This window comes from Dactylosporangium sp. NPDC049140 (assembly GCF_040648435.1).
Genome location: NZ_JBEZDS010000015.1, coordinates 1 through 23,464, shown reverse-complemented (window position 1 = coordinate 23,464; position 23,464 = coordinate 1). Strand labels below are relative to the sequence as shown.

General features: G+C 73.8%; 24 protein-coding genes and 1 pseudogene. 12 read left to right on the top strand and 13 right to left on the bottom strand.

Features of this window, described 5'->3' with window-relative positions; genetic code table 11:
- Window positions 1-111: 111 nt before the first annotated feature.
- From AB0B76_RS24390 to AB0B76_RS24365, 6 genes are all read left to right on the top strand, one after another.
- Entirely contained in the window at window positions 112-1,701 is a 1,590-nt protein-coding gene (locus AB0B76_RS24390; RefSeq protein WP_360379197.1) for a TROVE domain-containing protein, read from the top strand.
- 24 nt (window positions 1,702-1,725) lie between these two features.
- Window positions 1,726-2,415, top strand: a complete 690-nt coding sequence (locus AB0B76_RS24385) for an SMI1/KNR4 family protein (RefSeq protein WP_360379194.1) — start codon at window positions 1,726-1,728, stop codon at window positions 2,413-2,415.
- Between the two features lie 240 nt (window positions 2,416-2,655).
- Window positions 2,656-2,991: a hypothetical protein gene (locus tag AB0B76_RS24380; protein WP_360379191.1), complete on the top strand. Its 336-nt coding sequence runs from the start codon at window positions 2,656-2,658 to the stop codon at window positions 2,989-2,991.
- Between the two features lies 1 nt (window position 2,992).
- Window positions 2,993-5,059, top strand: a complete 2,067-nt coding sequence (locus AB0B76_RS24375; protein WP_360379189.1) for a bifunctional polysaccharide deacetylase/glycosyltransferase family 2 protein — start codon at window positions 2,993-2,995, stop codon at window positions 5,057-5,059.
- A gap of 31 nt (window positions 5,060-5,090) precedes the next feature.
- A complete protein-coding gene (locus AB0B76_RS24370; RefSeq protein WP_360379187.1) occupies window positions 5,091-6,104 on the top strand; it encodes a M4 family metallopeptidase in 1,014 nt (337 codons plus the stop codon).
- Between the two features lie 177 nt (window positions 6,105-6,281).
- The gene (locus tag AB0B76_RS24365) at window positions 6,282-6,605 is read left to right on the top strand and encodes a DUF6401 family natural product biosynthesis protein (protein ID WP_360379184.1); all 324 of its coding nucleotides are present in this window, start codon (window positions 6,282-6,284) and stop codon (window positions 6,603-6,605) included.
- Between the two features lie 64 nt (window positions 6,606-6,669).
- Here the strand turns inward: AB0B76_RS24365 and AB0B76_RS24360 are convergent, their stop codons facing one another.
- Window positions 6,670-7,224, bottom strand: coding sequence for a PRC-barrel domain-containing protein (locus AB0B76_RS24360; RefSeq protein ID WP_360379182.1), 555 nt, complete (start codon window positions 7,222-7,224; stop codon window positions 6,670-6,672).
- Window positions 7,225-7,409: 185 nt separating this feature from the next.
- Here AB0B76_RS24360 and AB0B76_RS24355 point away from each other — a divergent pair, with 185 nt between their 5' ends.
- Together AB0B76_RS24355 and AB0B76_RS24350 are read left to right on the top strand one after the other, a co-directional pair.
- Window positions 7,410-8,669, top strand: a complete 1,260-nt coding sequence (locus AB0B76_RS24355; protein WP_360379179.1) for an alpha-amylase family protein — start codon at window positions 7,410-7,412, stop codon at window positions 8,667-8,669.
- A complete protein-coding gene (locus AB0B76_RS24350) occupies window positions 8,659-9,132 on the top strand; it encodes a hemerythrin domain-containing protein (protein ID WP_360379176.1) in 474 nt (157 codons plus the stop codon). Before AB0B76_RS24355 ends, AB0B76_RS24350 begins: the two co-directional genes overlap by 11 nt.
- A gap of 6 nt (window positions 9,133-9,138) precedes the next feature.
- On the opposite strand, the gene AB0B76_RS24345 is transcribed toward AB0B76_RS24350, so the two are convergent.
- Entirely contained in the window at window positions 9,139-9,342 is a 204-nt protein-coding gene (locus AB0B76_RS24345; protein WP_360379174.1) for a hypothetical protein, read from the bottom strand.
- 39 nt (window positions 9,343-9,381) lie between these two features.
- On the bottom strand, window positions 9,382-9,897 hold the full coding sequence (locus AB0B76_RS24340; RefSeq protein ID WP_360379171.1) for a MarR family winged helix-turn-helix transcriptional regulator: 516 nt from the start codon (window positions 9,895-9,897) through the stop codon (window positions 9,382-9,384).
- Between the two features lie 70 nt (window positions 9,898-9,967).
- Between AB0B76_RS24340 and AB0B76_RS24335 the strand changes: the two genes are divergently transcribed.
- Window positions 9,968-10,411, top strand: a complete 444-nt coding sequence (locus AB0B76_RS24335; RefSeq protein WP_360379655.1) for an MSMEG_6728 family protein — start codon at window positions 9,968-9,970, stop codon at window positions 10,409-10,411.
- Here AB0B76_RS24335 and AB0B76_RS24330 read toward each other — a convergent pair.
- The 5 genes from AB0B76_RS24330 to AB0B76_RS24310 all read right to left on the bottom strand — a co-directional run bounded on the left by AB0B76_RS24330 (window position 10,384) and on the right by AB0B76_RS24310 (window position 13,383).
- Window positions 10,384-10,653, bottom strand: coding sequence for a DUF3817 domain-containing protein (locus AB0B76_RS24330; protein WP_360379169.1), 270 nt, complete (start codon window positions 10,651-10,653; stop codon window positions 10,384-10,386). The genes AB0B76_RS24335 and AB0B76_RS24330 overlap by 28 nt on opposite strands.
- A 1-nt stretch (window position 10,654) precedes the next feature.
- Entirely contained in the window at window positions 10,655-11,083 is a 429-nt protein-coding gene (locus AB0B76_RS24325) for a DUF2269 family protein (RefSeq protein WP_360379167.1), read from the bottom strand.
- A 112-nt stretch (window positions 11,084-11,195) separates the two neighbouring features.
- Window positions 11,196-12,356, bottom strand: coding sequence for a chromate efflux transporter (gene chrA, locus AB0B76_RS24320; protein ID WP_360379165.1), 1,161 nt, complete (start codon window positions 12,354-12,356; stop codon window positions 11,196-11,198).
- Complete coding sequence (locus tag AB0B76_RS24315) at window positions 12,353-13,063, bottom strand: metalloregulator ArsR/SmtB family transcription factor (RefSeq protein WP_360379162.1); 711 nt, start codon at window positions 13,061-13,063, stop codon at window positions 12,353-12,355. The genes chrA and AB0B76_RS24315 overlap by 4 nt, the downstream gene beginning before the upstream one ends.
- Window positions 13,064-13,083: 20 nt before the next feature.
- The gene (locus AB0B76_RS24310) at window positions 13,084-13,383 is read right to left on the bottom strand and encodes a DUF6223 family protein (RefSeq protein WP_360379160.1); all 300 of its coding nucleotides are present in this window, start codon (window positions 13,381-13,383) and stop codon (window positions 13,084-13,086) included.
- A gap of 194 nt (window positions 13,384-13,577) precedes the next feature.
- Here AB0B76_RS24310 and AB0B76_RS24305 point away from each other — a divergent pair, with 194 nt between their 5' ends.
- Both AB0B76_RS24305 and AB0B76_RS24300 read left to right on the top strand, forming a co-directional pair.
- On the top strand, window positions 13,578-14,690 hold the full coding sequence (locus tag AB0B76_RS24305) for a sensor histidine kinase (protein WP_360379158.1): 1,113 nt from the start codon (window positions 13,578-13,580) through the stop codon (window positions 14,688-14,690).
- Window positions 14,687-15,337 carry a response regulator transcription factor gene (locus AB0B76_RS24300; protein WP_360379155.1) on the top strand — a complete coding sequence of 217 codons (651 nt, stop codon included), beginning with the start codon at window positions 14,687-14,689 and terminating at the stop codon, window positions 15,335-15,337. Before AB0B76_RS24305 ends, AB0B76_RS24300 begins: the two co-directional genes overlap by 4 nt.
- Here the strand turns inward: AB0B76_RS24300 and AB0B76_RS24295 are convergent.
- The 4 genes from AB0B76_RS24295 to AB0B76_RS24280 all read right to left on the bottom strand — a co-directional run bounded on the left by AB0B76_RS24295 (window position 15,330) and on the right by AB0B76_RS24280 (window position 19,782).
- Window positions 15,330-16,694, bottom strand: a complete 1,365-nt coding sequence (locus AB0B76_RS24295) for an ABC transporter substrate-binding protein (protein ID WP_360379152.1) — start codon at window positions 16,692-16,694, stop codon at window positions 15,330-15,332. The genes AB0B76_RS24300 and AB0B76_RS24295 overlap by 8 nt on opposite strands.
- Before the next feature lie 26 nt (window positions 16,695-16,720).
- Window positions 16,721-17,590 (bottom strand): carbohydrate ABC transporter permease, encoded by an 870-nt coding sequence (locus tag AB0B76_RS24290; RefSeq protein WP_360379149.1) that lies wholly within the window; start codon window positions 17,588-17,590, stop codon window positions 16,721-16,723.
- Entirely contained in the window at window positions 17,587-18,552 is a 966-nt protein-coding gene (locus AB0B76_RS24285) for a sugar ABC transporter permease (protein WP_360379146.1), read from the bottom strand. The genes AB0B76_RS24290 and AB0B76_RS24285 overlap by 4 nt, the downstream gene beginning before the upstream one ends.
- 459 nt (window positions 18,553-19,011) lie before the next feature.
- Entirely contained in the window at window positions 19,012-19,782 is a 771-nt protein-coding gene (locus tag AB0B76_RS24280; protein ID WP_360379144.1) for an alpha/beta fold hydrolase, read from the bottom strand.
- Between the two features lie 220 nt (window positions 19,783-20,002).
- Between AB0B76_RS24280 and AB0B76_RS24275 the strand changes: the two genes are divergently transcribed.
- Complete coding sequence (locus tag AB0B76_RS24275; protein ID WP_360379141.1) at window positions 20,003-21,469, top strand: glutamate synthase subunit beta; 1,467 nt, start codon at window positions 20,003-20,005, stop codon at window positions 21,467-21,469.
- Window positions 21,470-21,517: 48 nt separating this feature from the next.
- Here AB0B76_RS24275 and AB0B76_RS24270 read toward each other — a convergent pair.
- Window positions 21,518-23,464, bottom strand: a pseudogene (locus AB0B76_RS24270) (hypothetical protein); the annotation flags it as partial.

The following is a 23,464-nucleotide window of genomic DNA, read 5'->3' as shown; positions in this document are numbered from 1 at the left end:
CCACACTGGTCTCGGGGAGCGCGTGCAACGGATCCGGCGGATCCACGGGTGGAGGTTCGACCCCTCCGACATGTTCGTAGCCGAGATGCGTTGTGTCCCCGGGGGATTCCTGTGGCCAAGTTCAACCTCAAGCTGCGCGAGCACCAGCACGAGCGGCCCGACTACGGGTCCGAGTTCGACATCCGGGTCTCCGCCTTCGCCGTCGAGCGCCCCGTCGTCACCGAAGAGGGCGCGCCCGGGTTCGTGCGCGAGCCCCGGCTCGAGCTCTTCCTGCTCGCAGTGTCAAACATGGTCGGTGAGGACACGTTCTACGAGGCCGCCGCCGACCGCGACGCCCGCTTCCGGGACCTCGTCGCCGCCGTGGCGGTCGCCGACCCCGGGTGGTTCGCGCGGTTCGTGCCCTGGCTGCGCACCGGGGCCATGCTGCGCTCGGCCTCCGTCGTGGCCGCCCTCGAAGGCGCCCGCGCCCAGGTCGCCGCGGGCATCCCCGGCTCCCGGGCGGTGGTCGACTCGGCGCTGCAACGGGCCGACGAGCCGGGGGAGGCGCTCGCGTACTGGCTCGGCCGCTACGGCCGCTCCCTGCCGAAGCCGGTCAAGCGCGGCATCGCCGACGCCGCGGTCCGGCTGTACCACGAGCGCAGCCTCCTGAAGTACGACACCGACGGCCGCGCGGTGCGCTTCGGCGACGTCATCGAGCTCACGCACCCGGTCGCCCGCGACGAGCGGCAGGGCCGGCTGTTCCGGCACGCCCTCGACCGGCGCCACCGCGCCGACGCCGCCGTCCCGGCCGCACTGCCGACCGTCGCCGCCCGCGCCGAGCTGATGGCGGTGCCCGTCCACCGGCGGGCCGCGATCGACGACCCGGCGGTGCTGCGCGCGGCCGGCATGACGTGGGAGGCCCTGGCCGGCTGGCGCCAGTCCACAATGGACGCCACGGCCTGGGAGTCGGCGATCCCGTCCATGGGCTACTTCGCGCTGCTGCGCAACCTGCGCAACTTCGACGAGGCCGGCGTGAGCGACACGGCCGCCGCGGCGGTGGCGGCCCGGCTGTCCGACCCGGCCGAGGTCGCCGCGTCGCGTGTGCTGCCGATGCGCTTCCTGTCCGCGTACAACGCGGTGCCGGACTCGCGCTGGTCCGGCGTCCTCGAGCGCGCGCTGCAGCACGCCCTGCCCAACGTGCCCGCCCTCGGCGGCCGGCTCCTCGTGCTCATCGACACGTCGTCCTCGATGGACAGCCCGTTCAGCCGCGATGGCTCGCTGCGCTGCTGGGACGCGGCCGCGGTGTTCGGCATCGCCCTGGCCGCCCGCGCGCAGGAGGCGACAATCGTGTCGTTCTCCACCGACTCCCGGTGGTTCCCGGAGGTCGCGGGGGAGCCGGTGCTGGCCGCCGTGCGCCGCTTCAAGCGGGACGGCTACTTCTTTGCCGGCGGCACGTTCACGGCCCAGGCGGTGCGCGAGCACTACCGCGGCCACGACCGGGTCGTCATCCTCACCGACGAGCAGGCCCACCTGCACGGGTCGTGGAGCGTGGTGGCCACGGTGCCGCAGCGGGTGCCGGTGTACACGTGGAACCTGGCCGGGTACCGCGTGGGGCACGCCCCCGCCGGGCCGTTCCGGCACACCTTCGGCGGCCTGTCGGACGGCGCGTTCGCGATGATCCCGCTCGTCGAGGCGGGTGAGGGCGGCGGCTGGCCCTTCTGAGCCGAGATACCCATACTGACCGGCGTGGACATCCGACGCCTGGCGGACATCGCCGCCGAGGTTCGCCGTCTGGAGCTCGAAGCGCGGGCGCGGGGCCGCTCCACCGGGGCCGGCGTCGCATACGGCCCGGAGCCGACCCCGGTCACGGTCGAGGACCTCGATGCGGTGGAGGCCCGGTTGGGGGTGGCGCTTCCGGCGGAGTACCGCGTGTTCATGCTCGCCTTCGGTGCGGACCTCGAGTCGGGATGGCTCGGCCTGGTAGAACCAACGCGCCTGCCGGCCCTCAACCGACCGGATTCAGCCCCGGACACGTTCGCGCACGTGCGCCGGCCGTTCACCATTGCCGACGGTACGTGCGCCGGGACGTACGAGCATGAAGACGACTCCGACGCCCAGCTGATCGACGGCGCGTTGATCATCGCCGAGCACGGCTGCACGTTCTGCACGATCATGGTGGTCACCGGCGACAGTGCCGGGACCGTGTGGGACAACGACTGGTCCCACCGGCCGGGCCCGCACGAGTACACCTGGCGGCCGTCGTGCAACGGGTCGAGCTACCCGGCCTCCAGTGAGCTCGTCGGGGCTCCGGTCATGTTCCTGGACTGGATTGGACCACGGGTCGAGCTGGCGTTGGCCAGAAGGGTGTCCGCGGCGAGGCGGTCGACCCGGCCGGGACTGCTCGGGCGGCTACGAAGGCTGACGGGGTCTCGCTGAGCACCGCCCGGAGTCGGGCGGCCTTGGCCCGCCATCGACTCGAGCAGCCGCGCCGCCATGCGCAGCTCCTAGTGGCTCAAAGCCACCTTCCCGGGGTACTCCTTGCCCCGCAGATCGACCGCGCCATCGCGCCACCTCCGTCTCCAGCCGGGTGAGACCCGCGGCCGGGGCGTCGATCGCGCCGGGGGGTGTAACGCCGGGGCGGGTCCGTCCGCCCTTTGCCCCGTGGAACCTGTGTTCATGGATCGCGGCGGGCGCCGCCGACGGCTCTTCACCGCCCTCGGCGCCGCGCTCGGCCTGCTACTCAGCGTCGGCGGGGCGCTGCTCGTCGCCGGTCTGCTCGGCTCCTCGCCGATACCGCTGCCGGGGCTTCCGGGCGGCCGGCAGGGCCTGATCGAGCGGGGCGGCGCCGGTGAGGTCGGCGTCGCGCCGCTGGCCTCGAACGGTCACCGGTCCGCACCGCCGACCGTGGCGACCCGCACCACACCGGGCCCGTCGGCGGCCACGACGACCGAACGACCCGGGAACCGGCCCACCACGAAGCCGGGCAATGCCAAGCCGAGCCGGACGAAGTAGCATGAGCCGGCACAAAGCCCGCCGCGAGCCGCGGGCGCACTGGCTGTTGTTCCTGCTCGGCGTGCTTCTGCTGCTGACCGAGCTGGCTTTGCAGGGGTACGCCGGCGGGGTCGGCGCCGAGGGGCCCCACGGGGCGGCCGTCCAGGCCGCGGCCACCGGCGACGGGCCGGTGCTGCGCTACACGGCCGGCGGGGTGGAGGCGGCCCGGCTGCCGGCCGGGGCCCTCGCGCTCACCTTCGACGACGGGCCCGACCCGCGCTGGACCCCGCAGGTGCTGGACCTGCTGCGGCAGTACCACGCCCACGCCACCTTCTTCGTCATCGGATCGCAGGTCAACCGCTATCCGGACCTGGTGCGCCGGATGGTCGACGAGGGCCACGAGGTGGGCGTGCACACGTTCACGCACCCGGACCTCGCCGCGCTGCCGCCGTGGCGGCAGCGGTTCGAGCTCGCCCTCACCGCGAACGCGATCGCGGCCGCGACCGGGCGGCGGCCGCTGCTCATGCGCCCCCCGTACCTGTCGATGCCGGACGCGGTCGACGGGTACCTGGCCGTGCTGGCCGACCGTGACCCGCGGGACTGGGAGCGGCCCGGCGCCGACGCCATCGTGCGCGAGGCGCTGCACGGGCCGGCCGGCGCCGGAGCGGTGATCATGCTGCACGACGGCGGCGGGGACCGGTCGCAGACGGTCGAGGCGACCCGGCGGATCCTGGCCCAGGCCGGCGGCCGGTTCGTCACGGTGTCCGAGGGGCTCGGCCTGCCGCCGGCGCCGGCCGCCTCGACGGGCATGGTCGTGCGGGGGACCGCGCTGCGGTGGAGCCAGACCGCCGGACGCCTCCTGGCCGCCGCCATCGAGTGGATCGTGGTCGCCGGCACGGTGCTGGCCCTGATACGGCTCGCGGTGCAGGTCGTGGCGGCCCGCCGGCACGCCCGCCGGTCGCGGGGCCGGTGGGGACCGCGCCGGTACCTGGGCCGCGTGTCGATCATCGTCCCGGCGTACAACGAGGCGGCGAACATCGCCGGCACCATCCGGTCCCTGGCCGGGAGCGACTACCCGGGCTGCGAGATCGTCGTGGTCGACGACGGCTCGACGGACGACACCGCCGCCATCGTGCGCCGGATGGCCCGGGAACTGCCCGCGGTACACCTGCTGCGGCAGGCCAATGCGGGCAAGCCGGCCGCCCTCAACGCCGGGATCGCCGTGGCCCGGGGCGACCTGCTCGTGCTCGTCGACGGTGACACCGTCTTCGAGCCGGACGCCGTCGGGCGCCTCGTGCAGCCCTTCGCCGACCCGGCCGTCGGCGCGGTGAGCGGCAACACGAAGGTGGCCAACCGCGGCGGGCTGCTCGGGCGGTGGCAGCACCTGGAGTACGTGGTGGGGTTCAACCTCGACCGGCGCCTGTTCGACCTCGGCGAGTGCATGCCGACCATCCCGGGGGCGATCGGGGCGTTCCGGCGCGAGGCCCTGCGCGACGTCGGCGGGGTCCCCGGCGACACGCTGGCCGAGGACACCGACCTGACCATGGCGGTCCTGCGGGCCGGGTGGCGGGCCGTCTACGCCGACGACGCGGTGGCGTGGACGGAGGCGCCGGGCACGGTGCGGCAGTTGTGGCGGCAGCGGTACCGCTGGTGCTACGGCACGATGCAGGCGGCCTGGAAGCACCGGGGAGCGGTCCGGGAGCGGGGCGGCGCCGGGCGCCTCGGCCGGCGGGGGCTGCTCTACCTGATGCTGTTCCAGGTGCTGCTGCCGCTGGCCGCCCCGCTGGTCGACGTCTACGCGATCTACGGCGCGCTGTTCCTGCCCTGGGCCCAGGTCGCCGCGGTGTGGTGCGGGTTCACCGCCCTGCAGCTGGCGACCACCGCCTACGCGCTGCGCCTGGACCGGGAGCCGCTCACCCCGCTGTGGACCGTCCCGCTGCAGCACGTGGTCTACCGGCAGCTGCTCTACCTGGTGGTCCTGCAGGGCACGGTGGCGGCCCTGCTGGGCGGCCGGCAGCGGTGGCAGGCGATGGCGCGGACGGGCCTGGCCGCGGCGGCCGCGCCGGCCGGGCGCGGCCGGTCGGAGTAACGCACAGCACGGCCGCGCCGCCCTTTGCTGCATGCATCGACATGTTGCCTTTGTGGCGGTCGTGGTCGTGGCCGCACTCCTCCCGGCCCCAGCGGCCCGGGCCGCCGTGACCACGGCCCCGGGCACGGTGTTCTACCCCAACCCGGTCCAGGCGCTCGGCCGGCAGGACCTGACCGACGCCAAGGACGCCGACCTGCCGGCCTTCGCGCCGGCCTACCGCCGGGTCACGCTCAGCGAGCTCGACGGCTCCGGCCGGCTGGCGGGCCGTTACGTCGTGGTCAAGAGCTCCACCGGCAAGGCCGCCGTCCTCGTCGACGGGGCCTTCCCGGCCTGGCACCGCGACAGCGACCAGTTCGAGCAGGTGATGGGGTACTACTGGGTGACCACGGCCCAGCAGTACCTGCAGCACCTGGGCTTCGGCTCGGCGCTGCGCCCGGTCAACCAGCGCCAGATCGAGCTGCGCATCGACCAGTACGGCGGCGACAACTCCTTCTTCCGCGACGACAAGGCGAACATCAGCCTCGGCAAGGGCGGCGTCGACGACGCCGAGGACGCCGAGGTGATCGTCCACGAGTACGGCCACTCGGTCCAGGACGGCCAGGTCCCCGGCTTCGGTACGACCCTGGAGTCCGGCGCCATCGGGGAGGCGTTCGGTGACTATCTCGCCGTCGCCGTCACCAGCTGGGCCACCGGCGTGCCCACGCTCACCCCCGAGGCCTGCGTCGCGGACTGGGACTCCGTGTCCTACACCAGCACCGCCCCGCACTGCCTGCGCCGCCTCGACGGCGACAAGCACTACCCGGCCGACGTGGTCGGCGAGGTCCACGCCGACGGCGAGATCTGGTCCCGCGCGCTGTGGGACGTCCGCTCCGCGCTCGGCGACACCCGGGCCACGACGCTGATCGTGGAGGCGCAGTTCGCCTTCACCCCGGACATCACGTTCCGCGCCGCGGCTCAGGCCACGGTGGACGCCGCCCAGCGGCTCTACGGCTCCGCGGCCGCTCAGGCCACGCGCTCCGCCTTCTCGGCGCGCGGCCTGCTGTAGGGCGCGGCAGATCTGTCCCCGGCCGGCCCCCTCTGCCCAGCGGGCCGCGCCGGGGACAGGTCGCAACCGTCCGGGCCCGGCCCCCCGCCCGCCGGGCCGGGCCCGGACGGGTCGCAACGATCGGGCCGAGGCCCGCCGTGTCACCGTTTCGTAACCGGGGCTTCCTACTCTGTTCCGATGGATCAAGTGCCGGAGCCGGCCTTCGCACCGCAGGCCCGCCTGCGCCTGGCCGAGCTCGCCGAGCGGCTCCAGGCCGCCGTCGCGGCCCAGGTCGCCGCGCCCACGTGGCTCGCCGCCGCCGTCGACCAGCACGCCGCCGAGGTCCGCGACGCGCTCACCGACCGGCACGGCCGGGTGCGGGTCGTGGCGCTGGCCGCGTACGCCGACGGGGTGCTGGACACCGCCGGGCGGCGCGGCTGGACCATCGAGTCCTCCACCAGGCCGTCGTGGCCCCTGCTGCGGCTGTTCGCCGTCTCCGCACTGACACCGTCGGCGGTCTGACCGGCACGGCACGATGCCGCCCCGGTCGCCCGGGACGGCATCGCGAGGGTGGTGCGGGGCGCGGTCAGGCCGGCGGGCGGCGGCCCTCGTCGCCCGGGACCTCGGGGTCCAGCTGCATCTCGTGCTCCGACTCGGTGACGTCCGCGCCGGACGTGGCCGAGCCGTACCGGCGCAGCCGCGCGGTGTCCGTGTGCTTCTCGACGCGGGGCATCGCGTCGCCGTCGGTGTCCAGGTAGCCGTCGCGCGTGTGCTCGGCGCCGGCGGTGTAGCCGTCCGTGTAGTCCGCCGTGCTGTCGGTGTCCCACTGCAGCTGGTAGTGCCGGTACAGCTCCTGCACCTGGTCGCTGGTCAGCGGCTCGTCGACCTCGTGGTCCACGTTCGGCGCGTCCTTGACGGTCGCCTTCTCGAACGGCACCTGCAGGCCGTCGCCGTGGCTCGTGGCCCCGGACAGCGGCACCAGCGACTGGCGCAGGCCGAAGAAGCCGGTGTTCACGCTCGCCCAGGTCGGCTGCCCGGCGTGGTCGGCGTAGACCTGGCCGACGCTACCGATCTTGTCACCGTCGCGGTCGTAGACGTCCCGGCCCAGCATCGTGGTGACATCAGTGTGGTTGGAAGTCACGGGGGAATTCCTTCCTTCCTTGCTCGCTTCCTTGCTTCCTGCTCTGAACTGGTACCCGTCGAACCGCGGTCCATGCATGCCGATTGTGATCCACAGTGGATGGATCGCATCGCCGTCGATCGTCTGACCACCGCCGCGGGCAGCGGGCCGGTACCGTCCGGCCCGCTCGCCTATGCTTGGTGATCGTGAGCTCCTGGCCCGATCACGTGATGTGGTGGCAGCTGTACCCGCTCGGCTTCACCGGCGCCCCGGTGCGCCCCGGCGGTACCGACGCCGCCGAAGGGGTCGTGCACCGGCTCGGGCGCATCGAGGGCTGGCTCGACCACGTGGTGAGCCTCGGGCTCAACGGCATCGCGCTCGGTCCGATCTTCGCGTCCCAGACCCACGGCTACGACACCGTCGACCACTTCCGGATCGACCCGCGCCTCGGCGACGACACCGACTTCGACCGGCTCGTCGCCGCGGCCCACGCGCGCGGGGTCCGGGTGCTGCTCGACGGCGTGTTCAACCACGTCGGGCGCGCGCACCCGCCGCTCGGGCCGGGCATGCTGCGCGACGCGGTGTTCGAGGGCCACGACTCGCTCGTCGTGCTCAACCACGACGAGCCCGCCGTGGCCGACCTCGTGGTCCGGGTCATGCGGCACTGGCTGGACCGGGGCGCGGACGGCTGGCGGCTCGACGCGGCATACGCGGTGCCGCCGCGGTTCTGGGCCGCCGTCCTGCCCCGCGTGCGCGAGCGCCACCCGGAGGCCTGGTTCGCCGGGGAGGTCATCCACGGCGACTACGCCGGGATCGTGCGCGAGTCCACAATGGACTCGGTAACGCAGTACGAGCTGTGGCAGGGCATCTGGCACGGCATCGCCGACCGGAACCTCTTCGAGCTCGCGCACGCGCTCAAGCGCCACAACGACCTGCTCGCCGGGTTCGTGCCGGCCACGTTCGTCGGCAACCACGACGTGACCCGCATCGCCTCGGCGGTCGGCGCCGGCTTCGTGCCGCACGCGCTCGCGGTCCTGTTCACCGTGGCGGGCGTGCCGAGCGTGTACGCCGGCGACGAGTACGGCTGGACGGGCGTGAAGGAGCAGCGGCTCGGCGGCGACGACGCGGTGCGACCGGAGTTTCCGGAGCATCCGCCGGCCGGGAACGAGACGCTGCGCCGGCACCGGGAGCTGATCGCCGTGCGCCGCCGGCACCCGTGGGTCGTTCGGGCCCACACCGACGTCGTGCACCTCGACAACCGCCAGGCGGTCCTGCGCACGGCGACGGGCGCGGGCGCTCTGATCGCCGCGCTCAACCTGGCCGATGATCCGGTGGCGGTCCCAGCGGCCGGCGCCGACGCCCTCGCCGCGGGCACGGGCACCCTGGACGGCGCGCAGGTCCGGCTGCCGGCGCGGGGCTGGGCCGTGCTGAGCTCCCGGCCGAGCGGTGGTGCCGATGCCGGCTGAGGGCGGGGCGACCAGGCTTGTCGCCTGGAGCAACGAGCTGCGCCGCGTGCACGCGCGGCTGCGCGAGGCCCTGGCCGTGACCCGCGAGGCGCTGGCCGCCGGCGCACCCGCACCGGCCGCGCTGCGCGACCAGCTGCTGTACTGCCACGGCTTCTGCACCGCGCTGGCGGCGCACCACGAGGGCGAGGACCGCGACCTGTTCCCGGCGATCGCGGAGCAGTACCCGCACCTGGCCCCGACGCTGCACGCGCTGCGGCAGGACCACTCGATGATCTCGCACCTGCTGGCCGGGCTGCAGGCCGCCGCCGGCGCGACCGCCCCGCCCGCGCAGCTGCTGCGGCACCTGGAGGGGGTGGCGGCCATCATGGAGTCGCACTTCCGCTACGAGGAGCGGCAGCTGCTCACCGTGCTCGAGACGCTCGCCCTGGACGCCGACCCCGACGCGGTGCTGGGGCCGCTGTAAGGCCGGTCAGAGCGAGGAGATCTCGTCGTCGGGCTCGCCGTCGGACAGGGCCAGCCCGAAGCCGGCCAGCGCCTCGACCGCGAGCAGCGCCCCGATGTCCCAGCCGAACCAGTAGGAGACGGCGACGCCGGCCCCGCCCACGGTCAGCGTCAGGAACGCGGGCCCGGGCGACTCCGGCGCGCGTGGTGCACGGTCATCGGCCGTCCGCATCGGCCAATCGTTGCATCAAAGCAAGTACACCGCCAGCTCTCAGGCCTCGGGCTCGTCGTCGGCGGACGGGAAGCCGAGCCACCACTCGCTCTCCGGCACCTCGCCGGCGGCGGCCGCGAAGGCGCGCAGGGCCGGCGCCACCGCCGGGTGCCAGACATCCGCGGTCGCGGCCACGACGGCGGTGAGCAGCGCTCGGCGGCTCTCCATCACCTCGTGCACGAGCCGCCGCCCGGCCGTGGTCAGGGTGAGCCGCACGACCCGCCGGTCGAAGGCGGTCCGGGACCGGCGGAGCAGGCCCTTGCGCACCAGCCGGTCGCACATGCGGGTGCCGGTCGACGGGGCCACCGCGAGCTCGGCCGAGATGTCGGCGACCCGCTGCGGGCCGCGGGCGGCGAGGACGACCAGGGCGCGGTACTGCGGCAGCGTCACATCCGGGTCGACGTCGGCCAGGGACCGGGCGGCGATGCCCACCAGCGCCCGGCTGGCGGCCAGCAACGCGTCGACCGCCTCAGGGGCCGCGATGCCGGTGGCCGGCGGCCGTGCGTCCTTGGGCATGCGCACACCTTAAGACGTACCCCGGACAAAACGTGCGCGGGTCGCCGTGTCCGCGGGTATGACGGTGGGCGTGCAGACGTTCCTGCCCTACGCCGACTTCGCGGCCAGCGCCCGGGTGCTGGACCGGCGCCGGCTCGGCAAGCAGCGGGTCGAGGCGCTGCAGGTGCTGCGCGGGCTCGTCGTGCCCGGGTACGGCTGGCGGCACCACCCGGCGGTCAAGATGTGGTCCGGGTGCGAGGAGGCGCTGGTGCGCTACGGCCTGGAGATGTGCGCCGCGTGGACCGCGCTCGGCCACGCCGACACCGTCGCGGCGACGCTGCTCGACACGTGCGGGCCGGCCCGCACCCAGGAGGAGCTGGCCGCGGCCGGGGCGCTGCCGGCCTGGCTCGGGCGGGAGGACGTGCACCGCAGCCACCGTGCGGCCCTGGTGCGCAAGGACCCGGACTTCTACGGCCCGCTCTTCCCGGGCGAGGACCCGGACGAGCCCTACGTCTGGCCGGGGCCGGGCGCCTGACGGTGTACCCGCCGCAGCGCCATGAGCCCGCCGACGACCGGGATCGCGGCCGGCAGCGTCGCCCGCGCCGATCGGGTCAGTTGCCCGGTGACGCCGATGACGAGCAGGTACGCGCAGCCGTGGATCGGCCCCACGAGCGAGGCGACGGCGGGGACGTGCACCGTGGCCAGGTTGGCCAGGAGCACGGCGAGGCTGGCGAGCTCGACCACCGCGGCCGCGCGCAGCAGGGTGAACGGCGACATCTCACGCGCCCGTCGTGGAGCCGGGCCGCACGATCATCAGCACCACGACGACCACCCACAGCAGGTTGAACACGCCCGTCAGCATCCCGAGGCGCGCCGTTGTTCCGGCGGCTTCGTCGGTACCGTTCACCAGCCGCCGCTGCCGGGGAAGCACGACGAGCCCGAGCAGCGCGGCCGCGGCGGCCGTGAGGGCGATCGAGGCCAGCAGCCACGCGTCGCCGAGCACGCCGAGGCTGCTCGCGGTGGCCAGCCCGAACACGGGCACGGCCACGCCGATGACGGCGTACACCGTGCAGATCCGGTGCAGCAGGCGCAGCGCGCCGGCGTCACCCCGGCGCGCGGCGGCGGGAAACATGCTGGCCGCGACGGTGACGGGCCCGACGGCGACGATGGCGGCGAGGACGTGGATGCTGAGCAGCACTTTGGTCACGGCCACCGACCGTAGATCCACTCGCGCCGGCGCGGCAGTGGCAGGACTGCCACAGGCCGGCGGAATCCGGCCACGGCCGGATCGGCGCGGCCCGCCGCTACGCGCCGGTCCGTCAGCCGGGCAGGTCCCCGCCGGCCAGGACGATGAGCAGCCCGGCGGCGGCCGCGATCAGCAGGGTCAGGACCGGGCCGCGGCGCAGGGCGAGCAGGAGCACGGCCGCGCCGGCCAGCACGCAGAACTGCCACGGCTCGGCCAGGGCGCGCGCCAGCGGGACGGCGGAGCCCAAGATCGCGCCGATCGCGGCCGGCCCCGCGCCGTCGAGGAACGCGCGCACGCCCCGGTTGCCCCGCAGCCGGTCGAAGCGGTCCGCGCCGAGCAGGATGAACGCGAAGGACGGGCTGAAGGCGACGGCGGAGGCGAGCACGCCGCCGCCGAGGCCGGCCGCGGCGTAGCCGACCACGGCGACCGTCTGCACGACCGGGCCCGGCGTGATCTGGCCCAGCGCGACGGCGTTGAGGAACTGGGCGCCGGTCATCCAGTGGTAGTGGTCGACGGCGTCGGCGCGCATGAGCGGGATGATGACGAACCCGCCGCCGTACGACAGGGCACCGACCTTGATCGCCACCCAGGCGACGGAGAGCAGCACGCCGCCGCCCAGGCCCGCCGCGGCCAGCGCGGGCAGGCCGGGCACCGGGCGGCGGCGGGGCCGGACCGGAACCCGCTGGGCCAGGATCTCCACGAAGCCGCCGGCGATGAGCAGCAGCACCAGCCACGGGCCGATGGTGGCCGCGGCGACCGCGCCCACCAGGACGTACGCCACCCACCGCACCCGGCTGCTGTGCCGGGGCGCGCGCCGCCAGCCGGCCGGGACGAGGCTGACCCCGGCCTGCACCGCGACCGCGGCCACCGCCGCCCCGGCCCCGGCCCCGGCGGCCTTGACCCACGTCGGCGGGTCGCCGCGCAGGAACAGCACGGCCAGGGCGAGGATGACGACGAGCCCGGGAACGATGAACGCGGCGCCGCCGACGAGCGCTCCCGCGCGGCCCCGGACCCGCCAGGCGCAGAAGATCGCGAGCTGGGTGGAGGCGGGGCCGGGCAGCAGGTTGCAGGCCGCGATCGCGTCCTCGAACTCCTGCGCGTCGAGCCAGCCGCGGTCCTCGACGCACAGCTTGCGCAGCAGCGCGATGTGCGCCGGCGGGCCGCCGAAGCCCAGGCAGCCGATCCGGCCCCACTCCCTGAGCACCGTGCCCAGGCCCACCCCCGTCGCGGTCACGCCGCGGCCAGAGTGTGCAGCAGGAACGCGATCCGCTCGGCGAGCTCGTCGGCGGCCCGGTCGAACGCCGGGCGTCCGTCCGGCTCGGCCGACGGGTCGGGCATGCTCCAGTGGGCCGCCGCGGGGTGCCCGGGAAACTCCGGGCAGACCTCCCGGACCCGGTCGCACAGCGTGATCACGTGCGTGAAGCGCCGCCCGGCGAACTCGTCGAGGTGCTTGGGCCGGGCGGCGCTCAGGTCGAGGCCGCGCGCGGCCATCGCCGCGACCGCGTCCGGGTGGATCGGCTTGGGCCGGCTGCCCGCGCTGAACGCCGCCACCGCGCCGCCGGACCGGTCGCGCAGCAGCGCCTCGGCCATCTGCGAGCGGGCGCTGTTGCCGGTGCACAGGAACAGCACCCGCGCCGGGCCGGGCGCCGGGGCCGGCCCGGGGCGCAGTCCCGGGTGCAGGGCGCCGCCGGCCGCCTCCAGCAGGGTGGCGCACCGGGCGAGGTCGAGGCGGTAGTAGACGTCGCGGGCGTCGGCGGCGCTGCGGCGCGACCGCACGAGCTCGGCCTTACGGAGCAGGCCCAGATGGTACGAGACGAGGCTCTGCCGCTCGCCGAGCAGCTCGGTCAGCTCGCCCACCTGGCGGTCGCCCCGGGCGAGCTCGCCGAGCAGCCGCCACCGCAGCGGATGGGCCGAGGCCCGCAGGAACGTCGGTACTGCCACGGCTCAGACAGTACAACAAATTAGTTTGATGCAATTGCCCGGCGCCGGGCCAGGGCGCCCAGGACGACCGCGGCCAGCCCGAACACGATCGCCGCGCCGGCGCCGATGACGCCGTTGCCCGTGCCCGGGCCGCCGTCGGCGGTGGCCAGGATCAGCACGCCGACGACCACGCCGGCCGCGCCCGCCGCCAGCGCGACGACCGGGCCCCGCTGACGCAGGCGGCCCGCCAGCGCGAGGCCGCCGGTGATCGCGCCGCCCAGTGCGACGAACGTGCCCGCGGTGGCCACGACACGGTCGAGGGTCAGGAGTGGAACGGACATGGCGCTCTCCTCGTCATTGCCGGAACCGGATGCATCGATCCTGTCCGCCCGGGCCGGCCGCGCACATCGCGCCGGGGATGGCTTCGCGCGCTGCCGCGGGCGTGGCAGCCGGGCGGCGTCTACTGCGGACGCAGCAGGCGCACACGGTCCGCGCGCAGGAGTCGCGGGCGCCGATCTGCGGCTAGGGTGCCCGCATGGGCGGTGCACGCATCGGTACCGGCGACGCGCTGGCCGGCGCCGGCGGGGCGGCGATCCTCGTGGTCGCGGGGCTGGCCGAGCACCGGGCGGCCGACGGTGCCGGCGCGGCCGGCTACGCGCTGCTGGCCGCCGGTGGCCTGGCCCTGGCCGCCCGGCGCCGCGCCCCGGTCGCCGTGCTGCTCGTCACCGGGCTGTGCGCGGTCGGCTACCGGGCCGCCGGGTTCAACGTGTTCGCCGTCGGCTACCTGGTCGCCGTGTACGCCGCGATGCGGGCCGGCCACCGTCGCGCCACCGTCGCGGCGAGCATCGCCGTGCTCGCCGCGCTGCCGCTCGCCGCGATGGTCTCGGGCCTGCCCGCGGGCGCGGCCTTCACACAGGCCCGGGGCGTGCTGGAGCTGGCCTGGCTGATCGCCGCCGGGGCCGCCGGCGAGGCCCTGCGCCAGGCCGAGCGCCGCGCCGACGAGGCCGAGCGCACGCGCGAGGAGGTCGCCCGCCGCCGCGCCGACGAGGAGCGGCTGCACATCGCCCGGGAGCTGCACGACTCGCTCACCCATCAGATCTCGGTGATCAAGGTGCAGGCCGAGGCGGCGGTGCACCTGGCGCACAAGCGCGGCGAGCCGGTACCGCCGGCCCTGCTCGCGATCCGGGACGCCGGCCGCGAGGCGTCGCGCGAGCTGCGGGCGACCCTGGAGGCGCTGCGCGACGACGGGCAGGCCCCGCCGCACGGCCTCGACGGCCTCCCGGACCTGGTCGAGCGGGCCCGGGCGACGGGCCTGGACGCGTCGCTGACGATCGAGGGGGAGCCCGCCGGGGTGCCGGTCACGGTGGGCCGGACCGCGTACCGGATCGTGCAGGAGGCGCTGACCAACGTGGCCCGCCACGCCGGCGCCGGCACCGCGACGGTGTGCATCGAGTACCGCCGCGACGCGGTCGTCGTGCGCGTCGAGGACGACGGCCGGGCCACGCCGCAGGCCCCGCCGGTGCCCGGCGTCGGGCTGCTCGGGATGCGCGAGCGGGTGAGCGCCCTCGGCGGCCGGCTGCTCGCCGAGCCCCGCCCCGGCCACGGCTTCACCGTGCGCGCCGAGCTGCCGGTCGTGGCCGCCTCGTGATCCGGGTCCTGCTCGTAGACGACCAGCCGCTCATCCGCAGCGGGTTCCGCGCGCTGCTCGACGCCGAGGACGACATCGAGGTCGTGGCCGAGGCCGGCGACGGCGGCGACGGCGTGCGGCTGGCCCGGGAGCACCGGCCCGACGTGGTCCTGCTCGACGTGCGGATGCCCACCGTCGACGGCATCGAGGCGACCCGGCGCATCGCCGCCGACCCCGAGCTCGCCGCGGTGCACGTCGTCGTGCTGACGAACTACGGGATGGACGAGTACGTGCTCGAGGCGCTGCGCGCGGGGGCGGCCGGGTTCCTCGTCAAGGACATCCTGCCGGAGGACTTCCTGCACGCCGTGCGGGTCGCGGCGCGCGGCGACGCGCTGCTGGCCCCGTCGATCACCCGGCGGCTCATCGAACGGTACGTCGCCCAGCCGCCGCCGGCCCGCTCCGCCGCCGCGCTGCGGGCGCTCACGGGCCGCGAGCGCGAGGCGGTCGCCCTGGTCGCGCAGGGCCTGTCCAACGCCGAGATCGCGGCCCGCATGGCGATCAGCCCGATCACCGCGAAGACCCACATCAACCGGGCGATGACCAAGCTGCACGCGCGTGACCGCGCGCAGCTGGTCGTCATCGCCTACGAGGCCGGCGCCGCTACTTGAGGTGCGGCTTGACCTGTGAGGTGTAGATGCCCTCGAGGGTCGACTTGAGCTTGGTCATCTGGGCCTGCACGTCGCCGTTCTTGGTCAGGATCTCGGCGCAGGCATTGGCCATCTCCTGGTCGGCGCCGGGCAGGAAGACCCGGGCCCAGTCCTGGTTGCGGGTCACCGCGAGCTGGTCGATGGCGACCTGCGCCTGCGGCGTCTTGGAGGTCAGCGCCGACGTGTCGGCCGACTTGCGCACCGGCATGTACCCGGTCGCCTGGGAGAACTTGAGGGTGTTCTCGGGCGAGGTCAGGTACTTGATGAAGGTCGCCGCCGCGAGCTGGTTCTCGGGCTTGAGCTTCTTCGGGATGCCGACGCCCGCGCCGCCCGTGGGGCACACCGGCGAGGTCGACTTCGGCCCGCCCGGCAGGAAGCCGGCGCCGACGTCGAACTTGGCGGTCTTGAGGATGCCGACCAGGCTGCCGGTCGAGCCGACGGTCGCGCTGACCGCGCCGGCCGACAGGTCCTGGGTCGAGTCCTTGCCGGCCACACCCGACCACTTGCCCTTGTACACCGCGTCGGCCAGGAACTGCAGCCCCGCCACGGACTCGGGCTTGTCGCAGGTGACGTCGAAGGTCTCCTTGGCCGACCAGCCGCCGCCGGTACCCCAGAGGTTGTTCTGGAAGCTCCAGCCGGCGTACCCGGCCAGCGCGGGCAGCTGGAACGCGTGCTGCAGGCCCGCGTTGGACGTCTGCAGCTTCGGCGCCCACTCGGCGAACTCGTCCCAGGTCTTCGGCGCGCGGTCGGGCAGCCCGGCGGCCGCCCAGTGCGCCTTGTTCCAGTAGAACAGCGGCGTGGAGCGCGCCCACGGCACGGCCCAGATCGAGTCCTTGTACTTGTAGTCGGTCAGCAGCTGCTCGCGGTAGTCGCCGGTGTCCCAGTTCAGCGCCTTGAACAGCGAGTCGAGCGGGATGATGGAGTCCTGCAGGTAGTAGCGGAACCACCAGACGTCGGAGAGCACGACGAGGTCGGGCAGCGTGCCGCCGGCCTGCGCGGCCTGGAACTTCTGCGCGATGTCCTCGTACGTCGAGCCCGCGGTCACGAGCTGGACCTTGATGTCCGACTGGCTCTTGTGGAACCCGTCGATGATCTCCTGGGTGACCGCCTGCGACGAGCCCGGGTTGGACGACCAGAAGGTGATGGAGCCGGCCGGCTTGACGCCGGTGAAGTCGAGCTGCTCGGGCTTGCTCGACGAGTCCGCCGACGTCGTCGACGGGCCCCCGGTGCACGCGGCCAGAGCCGCCGCGGACAGTCCACCGGCGGCGAGGCCGAGGAACCGCCGCCGGCTGAACTCGGCAGGCTGGGACAAGGACACTTGGAACCTCCTGGTTGTTCGGGTGTTCACCCCTTGACGGCACCCTGCGTCAAGCCGGTGACGATGTACCGCTGGAGCGCGGCGAAGACGAGCAGCACGGGGAGGAGCACCATGACGGTGCCGGCCATGACGATGCCGTACGAGGCGGCCGAGCTCTCGCTGTTCTGCAGCAGCGTCAGGCCCACCGGCAGCGTCATCATGCTGGGGTTCGAGACGATCACCAGCGGCCAGAGGTAGTCGTTCCACTCGAAGACGATGTTCACCAGGGCGACGGTGGCGATGCTGGGCGCGGCCATCGGCACCACCATGCGCCACAGCCGCCGCCAGTGCCCGGCGCCATCGGTCTCCGCGGCCTCCAGCACGTCGGCGGGCAGCTGCAGGAACGCCTGGCGCAGCAGGAACGTCCCGAAGCCGCTGCCGAGCCCGGGCAGGATGATGCCCCAGTACGTGTCCTGGCCGCCGAGGCCGCTGATGAAGGTGAAGTTCGGCACGACGCTGACCTGCGGCGGCACCATGAGCGTGGCGAGCACGGCCCAGAACACGTACCGCTTGCCCGGGAAGCGCACGAATACCAGCGCGTACGCCGTGAGGATGGCCAGCAGCACCTTGATCCCGGCCCCGACGACCGTGACGATCGCCGAGTTGAGGAACAGCCGCGCGAACGGCACGACCTGCGCCGCGTCGCGGTAGTTCTGCGGGTGCCACGGGTCGGGCAGCACGACGAGCTTCTGGGTGATGACGTCGGACGGCGTCTTGAACGACGACAGGATCATGTACCCCAGCGGCAGGATCACCACGAGGATGGCCAGCACGATCGGCACGTAGCCGGTGACCAGGGTGGCGACGAGGTTGCGGCGGGACAGCGGCCGCGCCTCGGCGGTGCTCACGGCGCTCACCGGTAGTGCACCCGCCGCTCGAGGACCACCAGCTGCACGAGGGTCAGCACGACCAGCAGCGCGAACAGGACCGTGGAGAGCATCGCCGAGTAACCCGCCTGGTTGTACCCGCCGAACGCGCGCAGGTAGGCGTCGTAGATGAGGGTCGTGGTCCCGCGGCCGAGCGGTGTCATCGCGCGGATCAGGTCGAAGGCCTGCAGCGAGTTGAGGATGCTCGTCACCAGCAGGAAGAACGTCGTGGGCGACAGCAGCGGGAACGTGACCGAGAAGAATTTGCGCACGGGCCCGGCCCCGTCGATCGCGGCGGCCTCCAGGATGTCGGAGGAGATCGCCTGCAGCCCGGCCAGGTAGATGACCGCCGCGTAGCCGAGGTTCTTCCAGACGTACACGATGACGACCATGACCAGGCTCAGCGTCTCGTTGTTGAACCACTGCGGGCTGGCCACGCCGAAACCGCGCAGCACCGCGCCGAGCGCGCCGACGGTGGGGTCGAAGATGTACTGCCACGCCAGCCCGACGCCGACGCCCGAGAGCACGAACGGCGAGAACACGGTGGCCTGGGCGAGCCCGGCGCCGCGCACCCGCCGGTTGAGCCCGAGGGCGACCAGCAGCCCGAGGCCCATCGACAGCGCGACCGTGGCCACCGTGAACAGGGCCGTGGTGAGGAAGACCCGCCCGGACTCGTCGGAGGTGAAGAACCGGACGTAGTTGTCCAGGCCGACCGCCCGGGCCGTCGGCGCGCCAAGCGTCCAGTCCAGCGTCGAGTAGTAGACGTTCTGCACCAGCGGCCGGTACGTGAACATCACGATGAGCGCGATGTTCGGCGCGGCCAGGGCGATGAACACCGCCGCCTCGCGGGAGGAACGCCGCCGGCGGGCTCGCCGTGCCGCGCCGGGATCGTCCGGGGCGACGGGGTCGAGCGGGACCGGCCCGGCGGTGGTCTGCCTGAGCCCTTCGATCATGATCGGCAGCTAACCGAGGTCAACTGTACGAGCGGATACTGGGCGGTGAACAGCGTCCATCGGCACCTCGAAGTTCCCGGCCGCGCGGCGGTGAGCGGCGATGACCATCGTATTCGATCAATGGCAATATGGAAATACGGCGATGTTTCGGCGCCGCTGCGGCGGGCCCCTTCCGGCGCGGCCCGGTTGCGGTGCGGGTGCGGGCCGGGTGCGCGGTGGCGATCCGGCGTCGGGCGGTCAGACAGAGCCGCCTTCCGGACGGGCAGACGGCCCCGGCCGCACCCGGACGGCAACCCGGGCCGGGCATCGTGAGATCCGGCGCCGCACGGAAGCGGCGGGAACGGAGCACCTCATGCCCTCAACTGCTTCGCGACGCCGCATCGTGGCGGCCGTCGAAGGCCAAGCGTCCTGGAGCTGAGGCCGGGCCCGGCCGGGCCGCCGGAGTTCCGGCGGCCCGGCTCAGGTCAGTTCGCGGACCGCGGCAGCGACGGCGGGGGAGTCGTTGCGCAGGATCTTGGAGTGGTTGCTGGCGACCCTGGCGCTGATCCTGACGTTCGGGTTGGCCGCGACGACCGGGTCGAGCACCTTGCGCCCCTCGTCCATCTCCCCGCCGCTGCTGCCGAGGCTGTCGCCCGTGGCCAGGACGAACCGCACGGGCCGGGTCGCCCGCTCGAGGACCGGCACGCTGGCGGCGGCGATCTCGTTGAGCTCGATGTTGACGTCGGCGTGCTGGTCGGCGCTCATCCGCGCGGCCAGGCCCAGCCGGCTGGCGATCGGGAAGAACAGCCGCATCCGGCGGAACAGCTTGCGGATGCGGGCCGCGCCCTCCGCGCCGGTCAGGCCGACCGGGAACGCGTCCACGACCACCACGCCGGCAACGCGGTCCGGGTGCCGGTCGCTCCAATGCCACGCCAACACCCCGCCGTAGGACCAGCCCACGAGGATCGGCGCCTCCTGGACCCCGCGCGCCGCCAGCACGGCGTCGAGGTCGCGCAGGCACGCCTCGAACGAGTAGTCCTGCGAGCGCTTGGACTTGCCGCGGGCGCGCTCGTCGTAGGCGATGTGCCGGTAGGAGTCGCCGAGCCCGTCGATGACGCGGCGCCAGTGCGACTGGTCGGCGTAGGCGCCGTTGAGGTAGATCACGGGGCGGCCGGGGCCGCCGGTGTCGGTAACGTACAGCGCGGTGTCGTCGACGGGTACCAGGCCGGCCCAGGATGTCTGCTTCGTCATAGCGACCACATTCACGGGCCGCCCTGACACGGGACCGTCACAGTGCTGACACCGGTCCGGCGGCCGGTGCTGTGGCGAACTTGGCGGTTCGTGCCCCTTGCACTGCACCGGGGCACGTCGGTTAGGGTGCGTTCCACCTCTGTGGGACCGCCGTCTCACATTTCGGGCCAGCGTTGTCCCGTCGCGATCCGGATGCACCGCCAGGCAACGGAGGCCAGTCATGCCTGATCCGATGGGATTCATGAAGTACCGCCGGCAGCTGCCGCTGCTGCGCCCGGTGCCCGAGCGCATCGGCGACTGGCGTGACGTCTACCGGCGCGTCGACGAGCAGATGATCCACGAGCAGTCCAGCCGGTGCATGAACTGCGGCGTGCCGTACTGCCACAACGGCTGCCCGCTGGGCAACCTGATCCCGGACTGGAACGACCTGGTGCGCGTCGGCGACTGGGAGCGGGCCGCCGAGACGCTGCACGCCACCAACAACTTCCCCGAGTTCACCGGGCGGCTCTGCCCGGCACCGTGCGAGGCGGCCTGCGTCCTCGGCATCGGTGACGACCCGGTCACGATCAAGCAGGTCGAGGTCGAGATCATCAACCGCGTCACCGAGGGCGAGCCGCTGCGGCCCTTCGCGGTCGCGCCGCCGTCCGGGCACAGCGTGGCCGTGGTCGGCTCCGGGCCCGCCGGCCTGGCCGCCGCCCAGCAGCTGGCGCGGGCCGGGCACGCCACGACCGTGTACGAGCGCAGCGACGCCGTCGGCGGCCTGCTCCGCTACGGCATCCCCGACTTCAAGCTGGAGAAGCGCCACATCGACCGGCGCGCCGCCCAGCTCGCCGAGGAGGGCGTGCAGTTCGTCACCGGCTGCGAGGTCGGCGTCGACGTCTCGCTGGCCGAGTTGCGGGAGCGCCACGACGCCGTCGTCCTGGCCTGCGGCGCCCTCGACCCCCGCGACGTGCCGGGCACTCCCGGCCGGGAGCTCAGCGGCATCCACCAGGCCATGGAGTACCTCGAGGGCGCGAACCGGGTCGTCGCCGGCTCGCTGCCGGCACCGCCGATCGACGCGGCCGGCCTGCACGTCATCGTCGTCGGCGGCGGCGACACCGCCGCGGACTGCCTCGGCACCGCGCACCGGCAGGGCGCGACCAGCGTGCAGCTGGTGGAGGTGGCCCCGCTGCCCCCGCCGATGCGCGACGGCGGCCGCGACCCGTGGCCGACCTGGCCGACCACGCTGCGCAGCGGCTCGGCGCACGAGGAGGGCGGCGAGCGCAACTTCGGCTGCTCGGTGCGCCGCTTCATCGGCGACGACGAGGGCCGCCTGCGCGCGGTCGAGCTGGTGGACGTCCTCATCGGCCCCGGCTTCACGCTGAGTGAGGTCGAGGGCACGATCCGCGAGGTCCCGGCCGACCTGGCCCTGCTGGCGATCGGCTTCGCCGGCACCCAGCCCGGACCGCACCTGGCCCAGGCCGAGCTGACCCGCAACGGCCGGGGCACGCTGGACGCCGGCGCGGACTGGCAGACCGGGGCGCCGGGCGTCTTCGCGGCCGGCGACGCCCGCCGCGGGCCGTCGCTCATCGTGTGGGCGATCGCGGAGGGCCGCTCGGCCGCCGCGGCCGTCCACCGGTACCTGGGCGGCGCCGGCAGCCTGCCCGCCCCGATCACGCCGGCCTCGAGGCCGCTCAGCGCGAGGTAGGCGATTCCAACGGGGTGGGGCCGGCCCCGGAAAGGGCCGGCCCCTCCGTCAGTTGACCGCGATGGCGAAGATCGACATTGCGGGGTTGTTCGGCAGCGTGATCGAGGCGATCTGGCTGCCGCTCGCCGCGAGCGGCTGGCCGTTGTCCAGCAGTTGTACGTCCGCGGTGGCGTACAGGTACACCGGCACCATGTCCTTCGCGCCGGTCGCGCTGTTGATGCGGTACGGCATCGAGGCGGCGACGGTGTTGCCGGCCTGCGGGGCGCTGCCCTGCGTCCAGCCGGTGAAGGTGATCGGGACCTGCTGGGTGGTGCCGTCGGTGAACGTCACCTTGGCCGAGTCGGTCGTGTTTGCCGACGCGGCGCCGAGGAACGAGATGTGGTTGGCGAACGAGCCGCTGCTGGCCGGCGGGGCGGGGACGGTCTGGCCGATCGCCTGCCAGGCGTCGTAGTGGTTCGACCGGCCGCCGACGATGGTGTAGACGTTCTCGCCGGTCGTGTTCGTCAGGGAGTAGCCGGGCAGCAGGCCGGACTGGCAGGACCCCCACGGGCAGGACGACGTGAAGCCACTGCCGATGGTCGCGGTGGCCAGCGCGGTCCCGGAGTACGCGAAGCCGGGGAAGACCGGGTCGACCGTGGTCTGCCCGTCGGTCATGATGCCGATCTTGTTCGGCGGCGTGTACGACGGGCCGAGCGCGACCTGGTGCGAGCTCCAGGCGCTGCCGGTGACCGCCCGGCCGGGGAGGAACGTGGTCCCGGTCGGGGTGGTCGTCGCGTCGAACAGGGCGAGGGTGCCGTCGACGCCGATGGACGTAATGGCCCAGTGGCCCTGCGGGTCAACCGGGCCGGCGGTCGTCATCGCGGCCGACGACTGGTAGAAGCCGCCGCCGATGATCTGCCGGTTCGTGGTGGCCGGCGAGCCGGTCAGCGGCACCCCGGCGTTCTCCAGGGCGGTCAGGTTGCCGGTGCCGATTCCGCGGATCAGCAGCGTCGTGCCGGTGAGGCCGGGGAACGGGCCGGCGGCGAGCAGCTGCGCCTGCTCCCAGGCCCAGTCGCTGTAGTTGCCGGCGATGTGGGTGGGCGCGTTGAACCCGATACCGGTGGGGGTCGGCGTGTACAGCCACAGCTGGATGTTGTCCTGCCAGAACTCCAGCGTCATGATGCTGGGCCGGCCGCCCGGGGTGGTCGGCGGGACCGCGATCATCTGGCGTACCGCGGACCAGTCGTCGCCGTTGTAGCCGGCACAGGTTCCGCAGGCCGGCTTGGCGATATCGCTGGTCATCGTCCAGGCGGTGCCGTTGCCCTGGTTGTTCTGCGCGACGGCGAACTTGCCGTTCTGCACGATGAGGAGGTCGTCGGCGTTCTTGCCGCTGAACGAGCCCGCGTGCGCGACGATCGCGCCGCCGAAGGTGCCGCCCGGCCACAGGGAGTCCTGGTTGAACGGCAGGAGCACCCGCCCGCCGTACTGCCGCGGGTCGGCGATGGTGTCGCCGGTGGGCAGGACGGACACGGCGTCGGGGTTGCTGTACAGGCGCACGTTGCCGGCAGTGTCCACAGTGGTCAGGTCCGGCTTGTTGTCGCCGTCGACGTCCCCGGCGGTGCCCGGCGTGTAGGCGCCGAACGCCGACTGCTGCACGAAGAAGTCGTAGTGCACCGGCTGCGAGACGTTGCCGGCCGCGTCGACCGTCTGGACCCAGACGGTGTTGGTACCCCAGTGCAGCGCCGACAGGGCGACGCTCGGCGTGGCCGTGCCGCCGGCCGCGGCGATCGTCTGCTGGCCGCTGCCGCCGGAGCTGATGCCAGTACCGTTGACGTTGTATTTGAAGGATGCGACCCCGCTGGGGTTGTTGCCGCCGTCCGACGCCGTCAGGGTGAGCGAGCCCGAGTTGCCGGCGGTGACCGTCGTCGGGCCCTGGGGTGGGTAGGCGGTGCTGCTGACCGACGGTGCGCCGGGTGCGGTGGCGTCGTACTGGAAGTAGCAGATGGCGGTGGCTGG